Origin of the sequence: Microbacterium sp., assembly GCF_032084865.1 — a bacterium.
Classification (GTDB): domain Bacteria; phylum Actinomycetota; class Actinomycetes; order Actinomycetales; family Microbacteriaceae; genus Microbacterium.
Genome location: NZ_DAMDLU010000064.1, coordinates 1 through 14,912 on the forward strand (window position 1 = coordinate 1; position 14,912 = coordinate 14,912).

Sequence of the window (14,912 nt, forward strand, 5' to 3'; positions counted from 1 at the left end):
GGCGGCAGCTCCGGCAGCAGCGGCGGCGGCGGCGCCTTCTGACACCCTCCCGACTCACCTCACGATCCTGATACGACCATCGACAACGACAACCTGAGAACAGCAAAGGAATGAACATGGCCAAGGAATCCATCTTCGGACGCATCTCGACCCTCGTCCGGGCGAACATCAACTCGCTCCTCGACCAGGCCGAGGACCCGCAGAAGATGATCGACCAGCTGGTCCGCGACTACTCGAACAACATCGCCGACGCCGAGTCGGCGATCGCCGAGACGATCGGCAACCTCCGCCTGCTCGAGCGCGACCACGAAGAGGACGTCCGCGCGGCACGCGAGTGGGGCAACAAGGCGCTCGCCGCCAGCCGCAAGGCCGACGAGCTGCGTACGGCCGGCAACACTACGGACGCCGACAAGTTCGACAGCCTCGCCAAGATCGCGCTGCAGCGTCAGATCGGCGAAGAGCGCGAAGCGCAGGCCTCCGAGCCGCAGATCGCCGCGCAGACCGAGATCGTCGAGAAGCTCAAGAGCGGCCTGAACGGCATGAAGGACAAGCTCGGTGAGCTCAAGACGAAGCGCAGCGAGCTGCTGGCCCGCGCCAAGGTCGCCGAGGCGCAGACCAAGGTGCAGGATGCCATCGGCTCGATCAACGTGCTCGACCCGACCAGCGAGCTCGGTCGCTTCGAAGACAAGATCCGCCGTCAGGAGGCCCTCGCGCAGGGCAAGGCCGAGATCGCGGCCTCGTCGCTCGACGCGCAGTTCGAGAGCCTCGAGGACCTCGGTGAGCTGACCGAGGTCGAGGCCCGCCTCGCCGAGCTCAAGTCCGGCGGCACCCCGCGTGCCGCTCTCGAAGCAGAGTGACCCTTGGGGTGGATGCCGCGCACCTGGCATCCACCCCGCTTCTCCCCTCGGAGAGAACATGACCCGTTTTCTGATCGTCCCGCAGTGGCAGGGCTCGCCGTCGGCCCGCGCCATGCTGCTCACCGACGGCGCCGCCGCCATCGCCGGCGACCTGCCGCGCCGCGATTCGACCATGCTCGATGTGCCGCTCGAGGCCGGCGACTCGCTCGGCACCGGCATCCGGCGTCTCAGCGCGCTGCTGCGCACGCGGGAACTCGTCGCCGAGCACCTCGGCGCTGCGAGCGAGCAGACCGTGATTGTCGGCGGCGACTGCAGCGTGAGCGTCTTCGCCCTTTCTGCCGTCGACACCTCGGACCTCGCCGTGCTGTGGTGCGACGCGCACCCCGACCTGAACGATGCGTCGACGTCGCCGTCCGGGGCATTCGCCGGTATGGCGCTGCGGGCCGTGATGGGCGAAGGCGAACCGCAGCTCGCCCTGTCGCCGGGTGTGCCGGCAGAGCGCGTCGTGCTGCTCGGCGCGCGCGTCATAGACGACACCGAGCGGGATGCCCTGGACGGGGTGACGCAGATCTCCCCCGACAGTCTCGGTGACCCCGGCGTCGTCGCCGCCGCCGTGCGCGCGACGGGCGCGAGCCGCGTGTGGGTGCACATCGACGTCGACGTGCTCGATCCGGCGGAGTTCGAGGGCGTCTCCGAAGCCGCGCCGTTCGGTGTGACCGAGAACCACCTCGCCGCCGCGCTGCGGCGACTGCGCGAGGAAGTGCCCCTCGCCGGCGCCACGATCGCCGGTTTCGCGCCGCGCAGCCCCGCCGACGCCGTGCTCGACCTCGGCGCGATCCTGCGTCTGATCGGTGCTGTCGCATGACGGCCGACTGGCGAGCCGAAGCGGATCGCGCGCTCGCGCGCGGACGCCGTGTGGACCGGCTTCTGCCGTCGCTGCTGCTGGACTCGCCGATCAGCAGCCTCGGCTACGCGTGGGGCACCGCGGTCGGCTGGGTGTGGGGATCACTGTGGAGCACCGGCCGCGTGCGGCGCCGGGAGGGGCTCTGGGTCTTCCGTGGTCTGCCGGGCTGGGCTTTCGCCCGCGGCGGTGTCTGCGTGGGCGGATGCTTCCTCACCGGCGACCGGGATCCGTCGGACGCCGTGCTCAGGCATGAGGCGGTGCACAAACGCCAGTGGCGACGATACGGGTTTCTGATGCCGGTGCTGTACCTGCTCGCCGGACGGAATCCGCTGCGCAACAGGTTCGAGATCGAGGCGGGGCTGGAAGACGGCGGCTACGTGCCGCGCTCGCGGCAGGTCGGTCAGTCCGACGCGAGACCGTAGCGCGACGGAGCGTGGATCGCGTCCACGGGGACGGTGCCGGCGCTCTTCAGGTGGTCGACGATGTCGGCGGTGCTCAGCCAGCCGCCGAGGAGGATCACCTCGGTGCGCAGGCCTGCACCGGAGTCATCGCAGAGCATCTCGTCAGCCCACGCGATCGCGGCGCGACTGAGCGCCTCGCCGGTGGCGCGCGGCTGCGCGCCGCGACGCGAGCGCGGCAGCCAGGTGACGGTCATCCGTGGGGGCGCCGTGACGACCCCGATGTCGGCGGTTTCCGGCACCTCGATGAAGACGCGCCCGACTGCGCACATCGGCAGCGTGGCGAGGGCGAGCTCGAGGTCGGCGAGCGATCGCTCGTCGGCCGTGATCAGGTGCTGAACCTGCGGTCGACGGGATGCCCGGCGTGCGGCGCGGCTGCCGGCGTACGTCTGAGTGGTGCCCATGATGGATCGACTCTACCACCGATGTAGGGTTGCCTAACCTCAGTCGCGACCCTCACTCGAGGAGCGCGTCCGCCAGCGCGTGGAGCTCGGCAGCGCTCATACCGGCGTCGCGGAGGTACGCGCCCACAGATCCGAAACGGTCGTCGATGTCGGCGAGCAGCGATGCCATCACCGGGGCGGGCGACTCGGTCGCGAGCTGCACGGCATTCGTCGCGTCGGGCAGGTTCGCTCGCAGATACTGCACGATCGCCCGATTGCGCTCGCGAGGCAGTTGCGAGGCGGTGAGTGCGTAGTCGGCGATCACCGCCTCCCGATCTGCGCCGACGGCGCTGAGCGCGAGGGCGACGGTGACGCCGGTGCGGTCCTTGCCGACGGTGCAGTGCACGAGTGTCGGCTCGCCGGCCGAGATGAGGCGCACCGCGTCGACCAGCCTGGGCGCCGACTCGTCTATCAGGTGACGGTACATCGCGGCGAGGTCCATGTTCAGGGCGAAGAACGATCCGACCGACCCGAGGAAGAGCGGGATGCGCGTGACGGGCACGCCGGTGAGCGCGGACGGTTCGCGCTCGACCTCGGCGTCGTCACGCAGGTCGATGACGTGTCGCACGCGCGCCGCGAGATCCGCGCCACCCTCAGCCGTGAGCTGCGCGAGGTGGCCCGAGCGCAGGAGCGCGCCGGAGCGGACCCGCGACGAGCCCGCGGGGATGCCGCCGACGTCGCGCAGGTTCGCCACACCGCTCACGGCGAGCACGCTCATGGGCGCACTCGATTCCGGCGCTTGCTCATTGCGCCAGCCTACGCGCGCATCACGCGGATCGCGCGACCATCAGAAACAACCGAAATGCAGGTAGCCAAGAAAACTCAGGTTGAATATGCCATGTTGCTCAACATTACAACCAAGAGTCGCGCACACTGCTCCGGCATTTCTTCCTGCCGCTGCGACAAGAGCAGAATATGGCCGTGGTCCAAGACACCAGCGAATTCCGCTATCTGCCGCACCAGGCGAAGACCCTCGGCGCCGACGTGCCCCGCGCCGAGCGTATCGCGATCCACCTTCCCGACGGTCGGGTCCTCAGTGCGCTGCGCTTCGGCGACGGCGACCCCGAGGTGACGCTGCTGCACGGCGCCGGCCTCAACGCCCACACGTGGGACACCGTCGCCCTGCTGCTCGGCCGCCCGGCCATCGCGATCGACCTCGCAGGCCACGGCGACTCCTCCTGGCGCGACGACCTCGACTACTCCCCCGCCGTGCTCGCCGACGACGTGGCTCACGCTCTCGCCCTCTGGGCGCCGCGCCCGCAGATCCTCGTCGGCCACTCCCTGGGCGGGCTCACCGCACAGGTCGTCGCGGCAGAGCATCCCGAACGAGTGCGCGAGCTGATCCTGGTCGACATCGTGCCTGGGGTCGACACGGACGCCGCCCCGGCCGTGCTGCGCGAGTTCTACGCGGTCACCGACTTCGCCTCCCGCGACGAGGCGGTCGACCGGGCGCAGGCGTTCGGCTTCGGTGGCAGCCGCGTCGACACCGAGCGCGGGGTCTTCTTCAACACGCGCGTGCGCGACGACGGTCGCGTGGAGTGGAAGCACCACTTCGCGCGCATCATCGCATCCGCATTCGACTCCCTGAAGGCCGAGCAGGTGGCATCCGGTGTCTCGCCCTGGGCGCAGCTCGCCGCCGTCACCGCCCCCGTCACCCTCGTACGCGGTGAGCGCGGCTTCCTGCAGGATGCCGATGTCGCCGCGTTCACCGAGCACCTTCCCGCAGCCGCTGTCGTCACCGTCGACGCCGGACACAACGTCCAGGAGACAGCCCCCGACTCGCTCGCCGCCATCGTGACCGGCGCGCTGACCCGCGCGACGCGCTGACCGCGCGCCGCACCATCTCGAGAGGACGCCCCTTGTCTGCTTCCCCCTCCCGGCGCTCCGCCGGAATCGCCGCGCTCGGCCTCCTCGCCGTCGGCGCGCTCGCGCTCAGCGCCTGCACCCCGGCCGCTGAACCCACGCCGGCGGCATCCACCACCGCCGATCCCGACGCGACGCTCACCGTCGGACTCGTGCTCGAGCCGACCAACCTCGACATCCGGCACACCAGCGGTGCCGCTCTCGAGCAGGTGCTCGTCGACAACATCTACGAAGGGCTCGTCACCCGCACGCAGGAGAACGGCATCGAGGAGCGCCTGGCGAGCGCGTACGAGATGTCGTCCGACGGACTGACGTACGAGTTCACCCTCAACGAGGGCGTCACCTTTCACGACGGCACCCCCCTCACCTCGGCCGACGTGGTCGCCTCGTACGAAGCGGTCAGAACGGATGCCAGTGTGCAGGGCAACGCGGAGTTCGCCGGCGTCGCCGCGATCGCAGCCCCCGACGCCCAGACGGTGACGATCACCCTGACGAAGCCCGACCAGAACTTCCTGTTCACCCTCACCGGCCCCGCCGGACTGGTGTTCAAGAACGGCGACACGACCGACCTGAAGACCGCCGAGAACGGCACCGGGCCGTTCGTGCTCGACCGATGGGCGAAGGGCAGCGCCATCACCTTCGATCGGTACGACGAGTACTGGGGAGAGAAGGCGACGATCGGCGAGGTCGTGTTCGAGTACATCCCCGACTTCACCGCCGGAGTGAACGCGGCGCTCGACGGCACGCTCGACGTGCTCACCGCCGTCGACCCGAACCTCGTCTCACAGCTCGACGACACCGGCGATTTCACGATCACGACCGGCCGCACCACAGACAAGGCCACCCTTGCCTTCAACAACCGCATGGCCCCGCTCGACGATGTCAGGGTGCGCGAGGCGCTGCGACTCGCCGTCGATCACGAGGCGCTCGTCGAGGCGATCGGCGCCGGCCAGACGCTCTACGGTCCCATCCCCGAGCTCGACCCGGGGTACGAGGATCTCAGCGACGTCGCGCCCTACGATCCCGCGCGGGCGAAGAAGCTGCTGAAGGAAGCCGGTCACGAGAAGCTCGACCTCACCCTCACCATCCCGTCCTTCTACGGCACGACCGCGGCCCAGGTGCTGGTGTCCGATTACGCGAAGGTGGGCGTCTCGCTCGAGGTCAAGCGCGTCGAGTTCCCGACCTGGCTCGACGACGTCTACACGAACCACGACTACGAGCTCAGCTTCGTGCTGCACGTCGAGCCGCGCGACTTCGTGAACTTCGCCAATCCCGACTACTACTTCGGCTACGACAACGCCGAGGTGCAGAAGCTGTACGCGCAGTCCCAGACCGAGATCGACCCGAAGAAGTCCGCCGACCTGCTGAAGAAGGCCGCACGCATCGTCTCGGAGGACCACGCGGCCGACTGGCTGTACAACGGCGCCACGCTCACCGCGCACACCGCCGCCGTCTCGGGCTTCCCGACCGACTCGATCAACTCGCGCATCAACCTCGCCGGCGTGACGAAGTCCGCGGAGTGATCCGCTACGCGCTCACTCGGGGAGCCCTGCTGCTCGCAGGGCTCCTCGTGTCGAGCGCGATCATCTTCCTCACGCTGCGGGTGTTCCCCGGAGACGTCGCGCAGCTCATCGCCGGCACCCAGGCCGACCCGCAGACCGTCGCGGCGCTGCGCGAATCGCTGGGCCTCGACAAGCCGCTGCCCGCGCAGTACACCGACTGGATCGGCGGCATCCTGCGCGGCGACCTCGGCACCTCGCAGCTCAGCGGCGCCTCGGTCGGCGCCGAGCTGGTCGAGAAATCGCGTGTGACCGTTCCCCTCGGACTGATGGCGCTCGTCATCGCCCTGCTCATCGCCGTGCCGTTCGGCGTGGCATCCGCGGTGCTGCGCGGCCGCGCCGGCGGCACCGCCCTCAGCTTCGGAGCACAGGCTCTCGCCGCCGTGCCCGTGATCTGGGCAGGAATGATGCTGGTCGTCGTCTTCGCGCACTGGCTGGGCTGGCTGCCCGCGCAGGGCTTCCCCCGCTCGGGCTGGACGACCCCGGCCAAGGCGCTCGAATCGCTGCTGCTGCCGGCGCTCACCATCGGCATCGTCGAGGGCGCCATGCTCATGCGGTTCGTGCGCAGCGCCACCCTGCAGGCGGCCGGACAGGACTTCGTGCGCACCGCCGCGGCGAAGGGGCTGACCCGCCGCCAGGCGCTCATCCGTCACGGCATCCCCGCGGTGGGACTCTCGATAGTCACGGTGCTCGGGGTTCAGGTCGCCGGCATCGTCGTGGGCTCCGTGGTCATCGAGCAGCTGTTCACCCTGCCCGGGATCGGACGCATGCTGGTGGCCGACGTCGGCACGCGCGATCTGGTCAAGGTGCAGAGCGAGCTGCTGGTGCTCACCGGGTTCGTGCTGATCATCGGCTTCATCGTCGACCTCGTGCACCACGCCGTCGATCCGCGGCAGAGAGCGGAGGAGAGCTGATGCCCCGCTGGCTGCGCGTGCTGCTGTCGTCGTGGACGGGCCGGTTCGCCGTGCTCGTCGTGGCGCTGATCGCGCTGACCGCCGTCGTCTCGGTGTTCTGGACACCGTTCGATCCGATGCTCACCGATGTGCGCGGACGGTGGGCCGCGCCCGGCTGGCCGCACCTGCTCGGCACCGACGGCACCGGACGCGACATTCTCAGCCTGATCATGGCGGGCGCGCGCACGACGGCCTTCGTCGCCGTCGGGGCGGGCGTCATCGCCACGCTCGTCGGCGTATCGCTGGCCGCCCTGGGGGCACTGACGACGAGGTGGGTGCGCGAGAGCGTCGCCGTGCTGGTCGACATCCTCATCGCGTTCCCCGTGCTGATGATCGCCATGATGATCTCGGCCGTCTGGGGCGGGTCGCTGTGGGTGGTCGTCTTCGCGGTCGGCATCGGCTTCGGCGTGAGCATCGCGCGTGTCACCCGACCCGAGCTGCGGCGCGTGCAGCAGAGCGACTTCGTGCTCGCGGGCCGGGCATCCGGACTCTCCACCGGGCAGAACCTGACCCGCCACCTGCTGCCGAACATCGCCCCGGTGTTCATCGTGCAGCTGTCGTGGTCGATGGCCGTCGCGGTGCTCGCCGAGGCGGGACTGTCGTATCTCGGATTCGGCGCGTCGCTGACCGAAGCCTCGTGGGGCACGCTGCTGGCCGACCTGCAGCGCTACATCGGCGTGCATCCGCTCACCGTGGTCTGGCCGGGCATCGCCATCACCCTCACCGTGCTGGGCCTGAACCTGCTCGGCGACGCGCTGCGCGAGGCCACCGACCCGACGCTCACGCGGCGCTCGGCGCAGGTGCACGTCCCGGAGGTGGTCGCATGACGCTCGAGGTCGAATCGCTGGTCGTCGAGCTCGACGGCGCGCGCGTGGTCGACGGCGTCTCGTTCACCGTCGCCGACGGTCAGCGGCTGGGCCTGATCGGCGAGTCAGGGTCGGGCAAGTCGATGACCGCGCTGGCGATCCTCGGCCTGCTGCCCGAGAACGCCCGGGTCAGCGGCAGCATCCGCTGGGACGGCACCGAGCTGGTCGGGATGCCCGACCGCGGCCTCGCCCGTCTTCGCGGCGACGAGATCGGCATGGTCTTCCAGGAGCCGCGCACCGCCCTCAACCCGATCCGCACCGTGGGCAGGCAGATCGCCGAATCGGTGCGCATCCACGAGCGGATCGGCAGACGCGAGGCGCGCGAGCGCGCCGTCGCCGAGGCGGCGCGCGTGCAGCTGCCGGACCCGGCATCCATCGTCGACCGGTACCCGCACCAGCTCTCCGGCGGTCAGCGGCAGCGCGTGGCCATCGCGATGGCGCTCGCGTGCCGACCCCGGCTGCTCATCGCCGACGAGCCCACCACGGCGTTGGACGTGACCATCCAGGCCGAGGTGCTGAAGCTGCTGCTCGGTCTCGTCACCGATGAGGGGATGTCGCTCGTGTTCATCACGCATGACCTCGCCGTGCTCTCCCAGGTCGCGACCCACGGCGTCGTGCTCGAGCACGGTCGCGTGGTCGAGCAGGCGCCGATCTCGACGCTGCTCGGCTCGCCGGCATCGCCGGTGACCCGGGCTCTGCTGCGCGACGCCACCGCGACGCTGTGGCGAGCGGATGCCGGCGACGAGAGGACCGGAGAATGAGCTCGCCCGCCCGCGCCGACCGTGGACTCGTCGTCGCCGAGGCCCTCAGCCGCAGCTTTCCCGTGCGACGGCGCACGATGTTCGATCGTCCCCGCACGAGCATCGCCCTGCACCCGACCGACCTCGAGGTCGCCGAGGGCGAGTCGCTGGGGCTGATCGGCGAATCCGGATCGGGCAAGTCGACGCTGGTCAGACTGCTGCTCGGTCTCGACCGGCCGACCAGCGGTCGGGTGCGTGTCGCGGGCCGCGATGTGAACGCCTCGGCGAGCGCGAGATCGCTGCACTGGCTGCGCCGGGAGACCGGGCTGGTGTTCCAGGACCCGTACGCATCGCTCGACCCCCGGATGAGCATCGGGCGGATCATCGGCGAGCCGCTCTGGGCCCTCGACATCCCGGGTGACCGGCGTGCGCGGGTGCGCGAGGTGCTCGCACAGGTCGGCCTCGACGCCGACACGGCCGACCGGCATCCGCACGAGTTCTCGGGAGGGCAGCGCCAGCGCATCGCCCTGGCGCGCGCGATCGTGCACCGACCGCGGATCCTCGTCGGAGACGAGCCGATGTCTGCGCTCGACGTCACCGTGCGCGCGCAGATCCTCGCCCTGCTCGCCCGGCTGCGCGTCGATGAGGGGCTGACGATGATCACGGTCTCGCACGACATCGGACTGGTGCAGCACCTCAGCGACACGGTCGCGGTGATGAAGGACGGCCGCATCGTGGAGCGCGGCACGGTGGCCGCGGTGCTGCAGCACCCCGAGCAGGAGTACACCAGGCGCCTGCTCGCGGCGGTGCCGGTCATCCCGTCGCTCTGAGACGCGGCGAGCGCTACAGCGCTCTCTGCAGGAAGAGCACGCCCAGCCGGTCGCCGAACTTCTCCCCCACCTCGGTGAGCCGGCCGGCGTCGACGAAGCCCGCTTTGCGGTGCAGCGCGATCGACGCGTCGGCACCCCGGTCGGCGATCACGGCGATGACCTGGCGCAGACCCGCATCCCGGCACCGGTCGAGGAAGACCGCCAGCAGCGCCCAGCCCACTCCCCGGCCCGCCGCCGACGGGGCGAGGTAGATCGAGTTCTCGATCGTGAACCGGTAGGCCGACTTCGACGACCAGGGCACGCCGAGCGCGTACCCGAGCAGGTCGCCGCCCGTCGTCTCGGCGACGAGGAACGGAATGCCCGCGTCGGCGATCCGGGCGGCCTTGCCCTCCCACTCGGCGACCGTCGACTCGACCTCGTCGAAGGTCACGGTGGACGATCGCACGTAGTGGTTGTAGATGTCGCGGATCGCGGGCAGATCGGCATCCGCCACCGGACGCACCCGCAGCTCGCTCACGCGTCCCCCGCCACGCGCCAGTCGACCGGGTCGGCACCCATGGATGCGAGCAGCGCGTTCACCCGCGAGAACGGGCGGGAGCCGAAGAACCCCCGGTTCGCCGACAGCGGCGACGGATGCGCCGACTCGATCGTGGCCGTCTCGCCGAGCAGCGGCTTCAGCGCAGCGGCATCCCTCCCCCACAGCACCGCCACCAGCGGCTGCTCGCGGGCGACGAGCGCGCGGATCGCCAGCTCGGTCACCTGCTCCCAGCCCCACCCGCGGTGGGATGCCGGAGCACCCGGCCGCACGGTCAGCACCCGGTTCAGCAGCAGCACACCCTGATCGCTCCACGCGGTGAGATCGCCGTGCGGCGCCGGCGGGATGCCGAGGTCGCTGTGGCGTTCCCGGTAGATGTTTCCGAGGCTGCGCGGCAGCGGGCGCACCTCGCGTTCGACGGCGAACGACAGGCCGATCGGGTGCCCGGGCGTCGGGTAAGGATCCTGTCCGGTGATCAGCACCCGCACATCGGCCAGCGGCCGCTGGAAGGCGCGCAGCACGTGCGCACCGGCCGGGAGGTAGCCCCGACCCGCTGCCTGCTCAGCCCGCAGCCGGTCGCCCAGTTCCGTGAGCAGCGGCTGCGCGGGCTCGAGCGCCTGCGCCCAGCCGGGGTCGATCGAGCCGTCCTCGGCGAGTTCGGCGAGGGTGCGCCGCATCAGTCGTCCGTGCGCACGTGCAGCGCACCGCGCGCCAGCAGATGCTGCGCGGCCTGCGCCAGCGGGCGCATCGTGACCAGATCGAGGTTCACGCGACGCGGTGCGTTCAGCGCGTAGGCGATGAGCTCGGCCACATCATCCGCGATCAGCGGCTCGGCGACGCCGTCGTACACCGACTCGGCTGCCACCGCGTCCCCACCCAGACGGTTGAGCGCGAACTCCTCGGTGTGCACCATTCCCGGTGCGACCTCGACCACCCTGATGGGCTCGCCGTGCAGCTCCTGGCGCAGCACCTTCACGAGCATCGACTCGGCGGCCTTGGCCGCGTTGTAGCCGCCGCCTCCCGGGTACGCGGTCTGCGCGGCGGTCGAGGTGACGAACACCGTGTCGGCATGGCCGTCGGCGGCGGCGGCCCGGCGCAGCAGCGGAAGCAGGCCCGCGACGAGCCGCTGCGTGGCGAGCACGTTGGCGTCGTACATCCACTGCCAGTCGTCGATCGACCCCTGCTCGACGCTGTCGGTGCCACGGGCACCCCCGGCCACCTGCACCAGCGCGTGCACCGGACCGGTGCGCTCGAGTTCTGCGGCGAGGGCCGTGACGGCAGCCGGGTCGGTCAGATCGCACGCGATCGTCGACGCCCCGGTCTCGGCTGCCAGCTGCGCCAGGCGCTTCTGCCGCCGCGCGATGCCCACGACCTCCCAGCCCTGGGCGCGCAGCACGCGCACGGTCGCCTCTCCGATACCCGAGCTCGCTCCGGTCACCACGGCACGTCTGATCACCATGCCCTCCACCGTATGCGCAACACGGCCGGATCCGGCCATCCCGCTGTGTTACGTAACATTTCCCGGCGCTTGTCGACGGCCGCGCAGCTTCGTAGTGTCGCTTCCAGGCATCCAGCCGACCGACCCCACGACCCGAACCCTGGGAGCACGTCATGACCGCAGCCGAGAACTGGCGCTTCGAGACCAAGCAGATCCACTCGGGCGCAGCGCCCGACCCGGTCACCAAGGCCCGCGCCACGCCGATCTACCAGACCACCTCGTACGTGTTCGACAACGCCGACCATGCCGCGAACCTGTTCGCGCTGGCCGAGTTCGGCAACATCTACACGCGCATCCAGAACCCCACCCAGGACGTGCTCGAACAGCGCCTCGCCGCTCTCGAGGGCGGCACGGGAGCCCTCGTGCTCTCCAGCGGCCAGGCAGCCTCGACCTTCGCGATCCTGAACATCGCCCAGGCGGGCGACCACTTCGTGGCATCCAGCGCGATCTACGGCGGCACCTACAACCTCTTCAAGTACACCCTCGCCAAGCTCGGCGTCGAGGTGACCTTCGTCGAGAATCAGGACGACCTCGACGAGTGGCGCGCGGCCGTGCGCCCGAACACGAAGCTGTTCTTCGCCGAGACGATCGGCAACCCGAAGATCAACGTGCTCGACATCCGCGGCGTCGCCGACGTCGCCCACGAGAACGACGTGCCGCTGATCGTCGACAACACGATCGCGACGCCGTACCTCATCCGTCCGTTCGAGCACGGCGCCGACATCGTCACGCACTCGGTCACCAAGTTCCTCGGCGGTCACGGCACCACCATCGGCGGTGCGATCATCGACGGCGGCACCTTCGCGTGGTCGCAGCACGTCGACAAGTTCCCCGGCCTCACCGAGCCCGACCCGTCGTACCACGGCGCGTCGTACACGACCGCCGTCGGCGACGGGCTCGCTTACATCATCAAGGCGCGCGTGCAGCTGCTTCGCGACCTCGGATCGGCCATCGCGCCGCAGAGCGCGTGGAACCTCATCCAGGGCATCGAGACCCTGTCGCTGCGCATCGAGCGTCACGTGCAGAACGCGCAGGAGATCGCCGAGTGGCTCGAGGACCACGACGACGTCGCCTCGGTGAACTACTCGGGTCTGCCGTCGTCGCCCTGGTACGCCAAGGCCAACGAGTACGCGCCCAAGGGCGTCGGAGCGGTGCTGTCGTTCGAGCTGAAGGGCGGCGTGGAGGCGGGACGCGAGTTCGTCAACAGCCTGAGCCTGTTCAGCCACCTCGCCAACATCGGCGACGTGCGCTCGCTCGTCATCCACCCGGCGTCGACCACGCACTCGCAGCTCTCGCCCGAGCAGCAGCTCTCGGCCGGCGTGACGCCCGGTCTCGTGCGCCTCTCGGTCGGCCTCGAGAACGTCGACGACCTCAAGGTCGACCTCGACAGCGCTCTCGCGGCGGCCCGCCGCGTCGCGGAGGCCGCTCGCGCCTGAGCCCCCTCCTTCGTCAGACGCGGATGCCCCGGACCGTTCGGTCCGGGGCATCCGTGCGTGGAAGCCAACCGCCCGCCCGTAACCTGCGGCGGGCCCCGGGGCGCACAGGCGAGAATGGACGCATGGACTGGCAGACGACCTCTGAGGACACGGTGCCATCGGCTCCGGTGACCGAGGCCGATGTGCGTCTGCTGCGCGCCAGGCCGCCGGCGACCGGCGCCTGGCGCGACGGCGACCCTGCGGGCGAGCGCCGCTTCACCTTCCTCGGCGACTTCCACACCGAGAACGGCCAGCTGCTGCCGGCCACGCGGCTGGCGTGGGAGAGCTGGGGCGAGCTGAACGAGGCACGCGACAACGCCGTGCTGATCCTGCACGCGCTCACCGGCGACAGTCATGTCCGCGGCCCTGCAGGCGCGGGCCACCCCACCGCCGGATGGTGGGAGGACATCGTCGGGCCCGGGTCGGCGATCGACACCGACCGCTGGTTCGTGATCGCCCCGAACATGCTGGGCGGATGCCAGGGTTCGACGGGACCTGCGAGTATCGCCCCGGACGGCCGGGAATGGGCATCCCGCTTCCCGTACCTCACCATCCGCGACCAGGTCGCGGCGCAGATCGCCCTCTCCGACGCGCTCGGCGTCGAACGCTGGGCCGCGGTGATCGGCGGCTCGATGGGCGGGATGCACGCGCTGGAGTGGGCGGTGATGCAGCCCGAGCGGGTCGAGCGCCTCGCCGTGCTCTCGTCTCCCCCGGTGACCACCGCCGACCAGCTGGCGCTGAACTTCGTGCAGCTGGAGACCGTGCGCATGGACCCGCGGTTCGCCGGCGGCGAGTACTACGACGCGGCGCTCGGCGAGGGCCCGCACCGCGGCCTCGCCCTGGCGCGTCGCATGGCGCTGCTGAACTACCGCAGTCCGATCGAGCTCAACCAGCGGTTCCAGCGGTCGTGGCAGTCAGATGTGTCTCCCCTCGGCCGCGGCGGACGCTTCGCGGTCGAGTCGTACCTCGACTTCCACGGCAACAAGTTCACCCGCCGCTTCGACGCGAACAGCTACCTCACGGTCGTCGAGGCGATGAACTCGCACGACGTCGGCCGCGATCGCGGCGGGGTCGAGCAGGCGCTGCGCACCGTCACGGCGAAGACGCTCGTGCTGGGCATCGACACCGACCGGCTGTTCCCCGTCGACGGGCAGCAGCGCATCGCGCGCAGCATCCCGAATCTCATCGACGGCGAGACCGTGGTGCTCGCCAGCGATTTCGGGCACGACGGATTCCTCATCGAGACCGACCCCGTCGGAGCGCATCTGGAGCGGCTGCTCGCGTCGTGACACGGCGCGGAACGTCAATCAGTCGCGTTCGTAGACCCACGGCAGCGCGCTCATGGTGAGCCTGTGCCGTGCGCCCGGCGCACCCGGCTCGTCGGGGTGCTCCTCATCGCCGGCCCACAGCGCACGCATCCCGCGCTCGAGCTTCTGCATCCGCGTCTCGTAGCGTGTGAACGCACTGACCGCCGCGAAGGCATCGTCGGCGGTGCGGTGCTCGCCCAGCGCGTGCAGCGTGACCCACGTCGGCGGGAAGAGCGTGAGCTCACCGGCCGCGTGCCGCCCGAGCGCGCCACGAGGCGTCATCCAGAGCGCCTCCTCGATCTCACCCAGGTTCGGCCGCAGCGGCTCGCCGGACTCGCGGGCGAGGAAGAACCAGGTGCGGAACCTCACCGGCGTCTCGGCCGGCGGCACCCAGCGCGAGAGCGTCGCCAGATCCCGGATGCCGATGCCGGCCTCCTCACGGGTCTCGCGTACGGCCGCGCGCAACGCCGCCTGCTCCTCGCCGTCGCCGTCGTGCTCGTCACCGGGATCGACACGGCCACCAGGGAAGACCCAGGCGCCGGGGAACGACCCCGTGGCGGGGCGCCGCAGCAGCAGCGCCTCCAGCCCGTCCGCCCCGTCCCGCAGCACCACAGCCGTGCCGGC

General features: G+C 70.5%; 17 protein-coding genes. 11 read left to right on the forward strand and 6 right to left on the reverse strand.

Annotated elements, in window-relative coordinates; all coding sequences use genetic code 11:
• Positions 1-116: 116 nt before the first annotated feature.
• From RT309_RS08340 to RT309_RS08350, 3 genes are read left to right on the forward strand one after another with little or no spacing between them, the layout of a single operon-like run.
• Positions 117-857, forward strand: a complete 741-nt coding sequence (locus RT309_RS08340) for a PspA/IM30 family protein (protein ID WP_313356409.1) — start codon at positions 117-119, stop codon at positions 855-857.
• A 58-nt stretch (positions 858-915) separates the two neighbouring features.
• Positions 916-1,722 (forward strand): arginase family protein, encoded by an 807-nt coding sequence (locus RT309_RS08345; protein ID WP_313356410.1) that lies wholly within the window; start codon positions 916-918, stop codon positions 1,720-1,722.
• A complete protein-coding gene (locus RT309_RS08350) occupies positions 1,719-2,183 on the forward strand; it encodes a Fe-S oxidoreductase (RefSeq protein WP_313356411.1) in 465 nt (154 codons plus the stop codon). Before RT309_RS08345 ends, RT309_RS08350 begins: the two co-directional genes overlap by 4 nt.
• On the opposite strand, the gene RT309_RS08355 is transcribed toward RT309_RS08350, so the two are convergent.
• Complete coding sequence (locus RT309_RS08355; protein WP_313356412.1) at positions 2,162-2,623, reverse strand: SIP domain-containing protein; 462 nt, start codon at positions 2,621-2,623, stop codon at positions 2,162-2,164. The two genes, RT309_RS08350 and RT309_RS08355, sit on opposite strands and share 22 nt — an antisense overlap.
• A gap of 52 nt (positions 2,624-2,675) precedes the next feature.
• Positions 2,676-3,380: a tyrosine-protein phosphatase gene (locus RT309_RS08360; RefSeq protein WP_313356413.1), complete on the reverse strand. Its 705-nt coding sequence runs from the start codon at positions 3,378-3,380 to the stop codon at positions 2,676-2,678.
• A gap of 197 nt (positions 3,381-3,577) precedes the next feature.
• Between RT309_RS08360 and RT309_RS08365 the strand changes: the two genes are divergently transcribed.
• Genes RT309_RS08365 through RT309_RS08390 form a run of 6 tightly spaced genes read left to right on the forward strand, consistent with a single transcriptional unit; the run spans position 3,578 to position 9,473 of the window.
• Entirely contained in the window at positions 3,578-4,489 is a 912-nt protein-coding gene (locus RT309_RS08365; protein WP_313356414.1) for an alpha/beta hydrolase, read from the forward strand.
• 32 nt (positions 4,490-4,521) lie between these two features.
• Positions 4,522-6,048: an ABC transporter substrate-binding protein gene (locus tag RT309_RS08370; RefSeq protein ID WP_313356415.1), complete on the forward strand. Its 1,527-nt coding sequence runs from the start codon at positions 4,522-4,524 to the stop codon at positions 6,046-6,048.
• On the forward strand, positions 6,045-6,998 hold the full coding sequence (locus RT309_RS08375; protein ID WP_313356416.1) for an ABC transporter permease: 954 nt from the start codon (positions 6,045-6,047) through the stop codon (positions 6,996-6,998). Before RT309_RS08370 ends, RT309_RS08375 begins: the two co-directional genes overlap by 4 nt.
• A complete protein-coding gene (locus RT309_RS08380) occupies positions 6,998-7,864 on the forward strand; it encodes an ABC transporter permease (RefSeq protein ID WP_313356417.1) in 867 nt (288 codons plus the stop codon). Before RT309_RS08375 ends, RT309_RS08380 begins: the two co-directional genes overlap by 1 nt.
• Positions 7,861-8,664: an ABC transporter ATP-binding protein gene (locus tag RT309_RS08385; RefSeq protein WP_313356418.1), complete on the forward strand. Its 804-nt coding sequence runs from the start codon at positions 7,861-7,863 to the stop codon at positions 8,662-8,664. The genes RT309_RS08380 and RT309_RS08385 overlap by 4 nt, the downstream gene beginning before the upstream one ends.
• Positions 8,661-9,473, forward strand: coding sequence for an ATP-binding cassette domain-containing protein (locus RT309_RS08390; RefSeq protein WP_313356419.1), 813 nt, complete (start codon positions 8,661-8,663; stop codon positions 9,471-9,473). Before RT309_RS08385 ends, RT309_RS08390 begins: the two co-directional genes overlap by 4 nt.
• Before the next feature lie 13 nt (positions 9,474-9,486).
• On the opposite strand, the gene RT309_RS08395 is transcribed toward RT309_RS08390, so the two are convergent.
• Genes RT309_RS08395 through RT309_RS08405 form a run of 3 tightly spaced genes read right to left on the reverse strand, consistent with a single transcriptional unit; the run spans position 9,487 to position 11,467 of the window.
• Complete coding sequence (locus RT309_RS08395; protein ID WP_313356420.1) at positions 9,487-9,990, reverse strand: N-acetyltransferase family protein; 504 nt, start codon at positions 9,988-9,990, stop codon at positions 9,487-9,489.
• Positions 9,987-10,685 carry a uracil-DNA glycosylase gene (locus tag RT309_RS08400; protein ID WP_313356421.1) on the reverse strand — a complete coding sequence of 233 codons (699 nt, stop codon included), beginning with the start codon at positions 10,683-10,685 and terminating at the stop codon, positions 9,987-9,989. The genes RT309_RS08395 and RT309_RS08400 overlap by 4 nt, the downstream gene beginning before the upstream one ends.
• Positions 10,685-11,467, reverse strand: coding sequence for an SDR family oxidoreductase (locus tag RT309_RS08405; protein ID WP_313356422.1), 783 nt, complete (start codon positions 11,465-11,467; stop codon positions 10,685-10,687). The genes RT309_RS08400 and RT309_RS08405 overlap by 1 nt, the downstream gene beginning before the upstream one ends.
• 152 nt (positions 11,468-11,619) lie before the next feature.
• On the opposite strand from RT309_RS08405, the gene RT309_RS08410 reads away from it, so the two are divergent.
• Both RT309_RS08410 and RT309_RS08415 read left to right on the forward strand, forming a co-directional pair.
• On the forward strand, positions 11,620-12,942 hold the full coding sequence (locus tag RT309_RS08410; RefSeq protein ID WP_313356423.1) for a bifunctional o-acetylhomoserine/o-acetylserine sulfhydrylase: 1,323 nt from the start codon (positions 11,620-11,622) through the stop codon (positions 12,940-12,942).
• A 122-nt stretch (positions 12,943-13,064) separates the two neighbouring features.
• Positions 13,065-14,270 carry a homoserine O-acetyltransferase gene (locus RT309_RS08415; protein ID WP_313356424.1) on the forward strand — a complete coding sequence of 402 codons (1,206 nt, stop codon included), beginning with the start codon at positions 13,065-13,067 and terminating at the stop codon, positions 14,268-14,270.
• Positions 14,271-14,288: 18 nt separating this feature from the next.
• Here the strand turns inward: RT309_RS08415 and RT309_RS08420 are convergent.
• On the reverse strand, positions 14,289-14,912 hold a 624-nt coding region (locus RT309_RS08420; RefSeq protein ID WP_313356425.1), incomplete at its 5' end, for an NUDIX domain-containing protein.

Bases quoted from the DNA above. Each gene is read 5' to 3' on its own strand.
- RT309_RS08340 (WP_313356409.1), top strand. From the start codon at position 117: ATGGCCAAGGAATCCATCTTCGGACGCATCTCGACCCTCGTCCGGGCG.
- RT309_RS08345 (WP_313356410.1), top strand. From the start codon at position 916: ATGACCCGTTTTCTGATCGTCCCGCAGTGGCAGGGCTCGCCGTCGGCC.
- RT309_RS08350 (WP_313356411.1), top strand. From the start codon at position 1,719: ATGACGGCCGACTGGCGAGCCGAAGCGGATCGCGCGCTCGCGCGCGGA.
- RT309_RS08355 (WP_313356412.1), bottom strand. From the start codon at position 2,623: ATGGGCACCACTCAGACGTACGCCGGCAGCCGCGCCGCACGCCGGGCA.
- RT309_RS08360 (WP_313356413.1), bottom strand. From the start codon at position 3,380: ATGAGCGTGCTCGCCGTGAGCGGTGTGGCGAACCTGCGCGACGTCGGC.
- RT309_RS08365 (WP_313356414.1), top strand. From the start codon at position 3,578: ATGGCCGTGGTCCAAGACACCAGCGAATTCCGCTATCTGCCGCACCAG.
- RT309_RS08380 (WP_313356417.1), top strand. From the start codon at position 6,998: ATGCCCCGCTGGCTGCGCGTGCTGCTGTCGTCGTGGACGGGCCGGTTC.
- RT309_RS08385 (WP_313356418.1), top strand. From the start codon at position 7,861: ATGACGCTCGAGGTCGAATCGCTGGTCGTCGAGCTCGACGGCGCGCGC.
- RT309_RS08390 (WP_313356419.1), top strand. From the start codon at position 8,661: ATGAGCTCGCCCGCCCGCGCCGACCGTGGACTCGTCGTCGCCGAGGCC.
- RT309_RS08400 (WP_313356421.1), bottom strand. From the start codon at position 10,685: ATGCGGCGCACCCTCGCCGAACTCGCCGAGGACGGCTCGATCGACCCC.
- RT309_RS08405 (WP_313356422.1), bottom strand. From the start codon at position 11,467: ATGGTGATCAGACGTGCCGTGGTGACCGGAGCGAGCTCGGGTATCGGA.
- RT309_RS08410 (WP_313356423.1), top strand. From the start codon at position 11,620: ATGACCGCAGCCGAGAACTGGCGCTTCGAGACCAAGCAGATCCACTCG.
- RT309_RS08415 (WP_313356424.1), top strand. From the start codon at position 13,065: ATGGACTGGCAGACGACCTCTGAGGACACGGTGCCATCGGCTCCGGTG.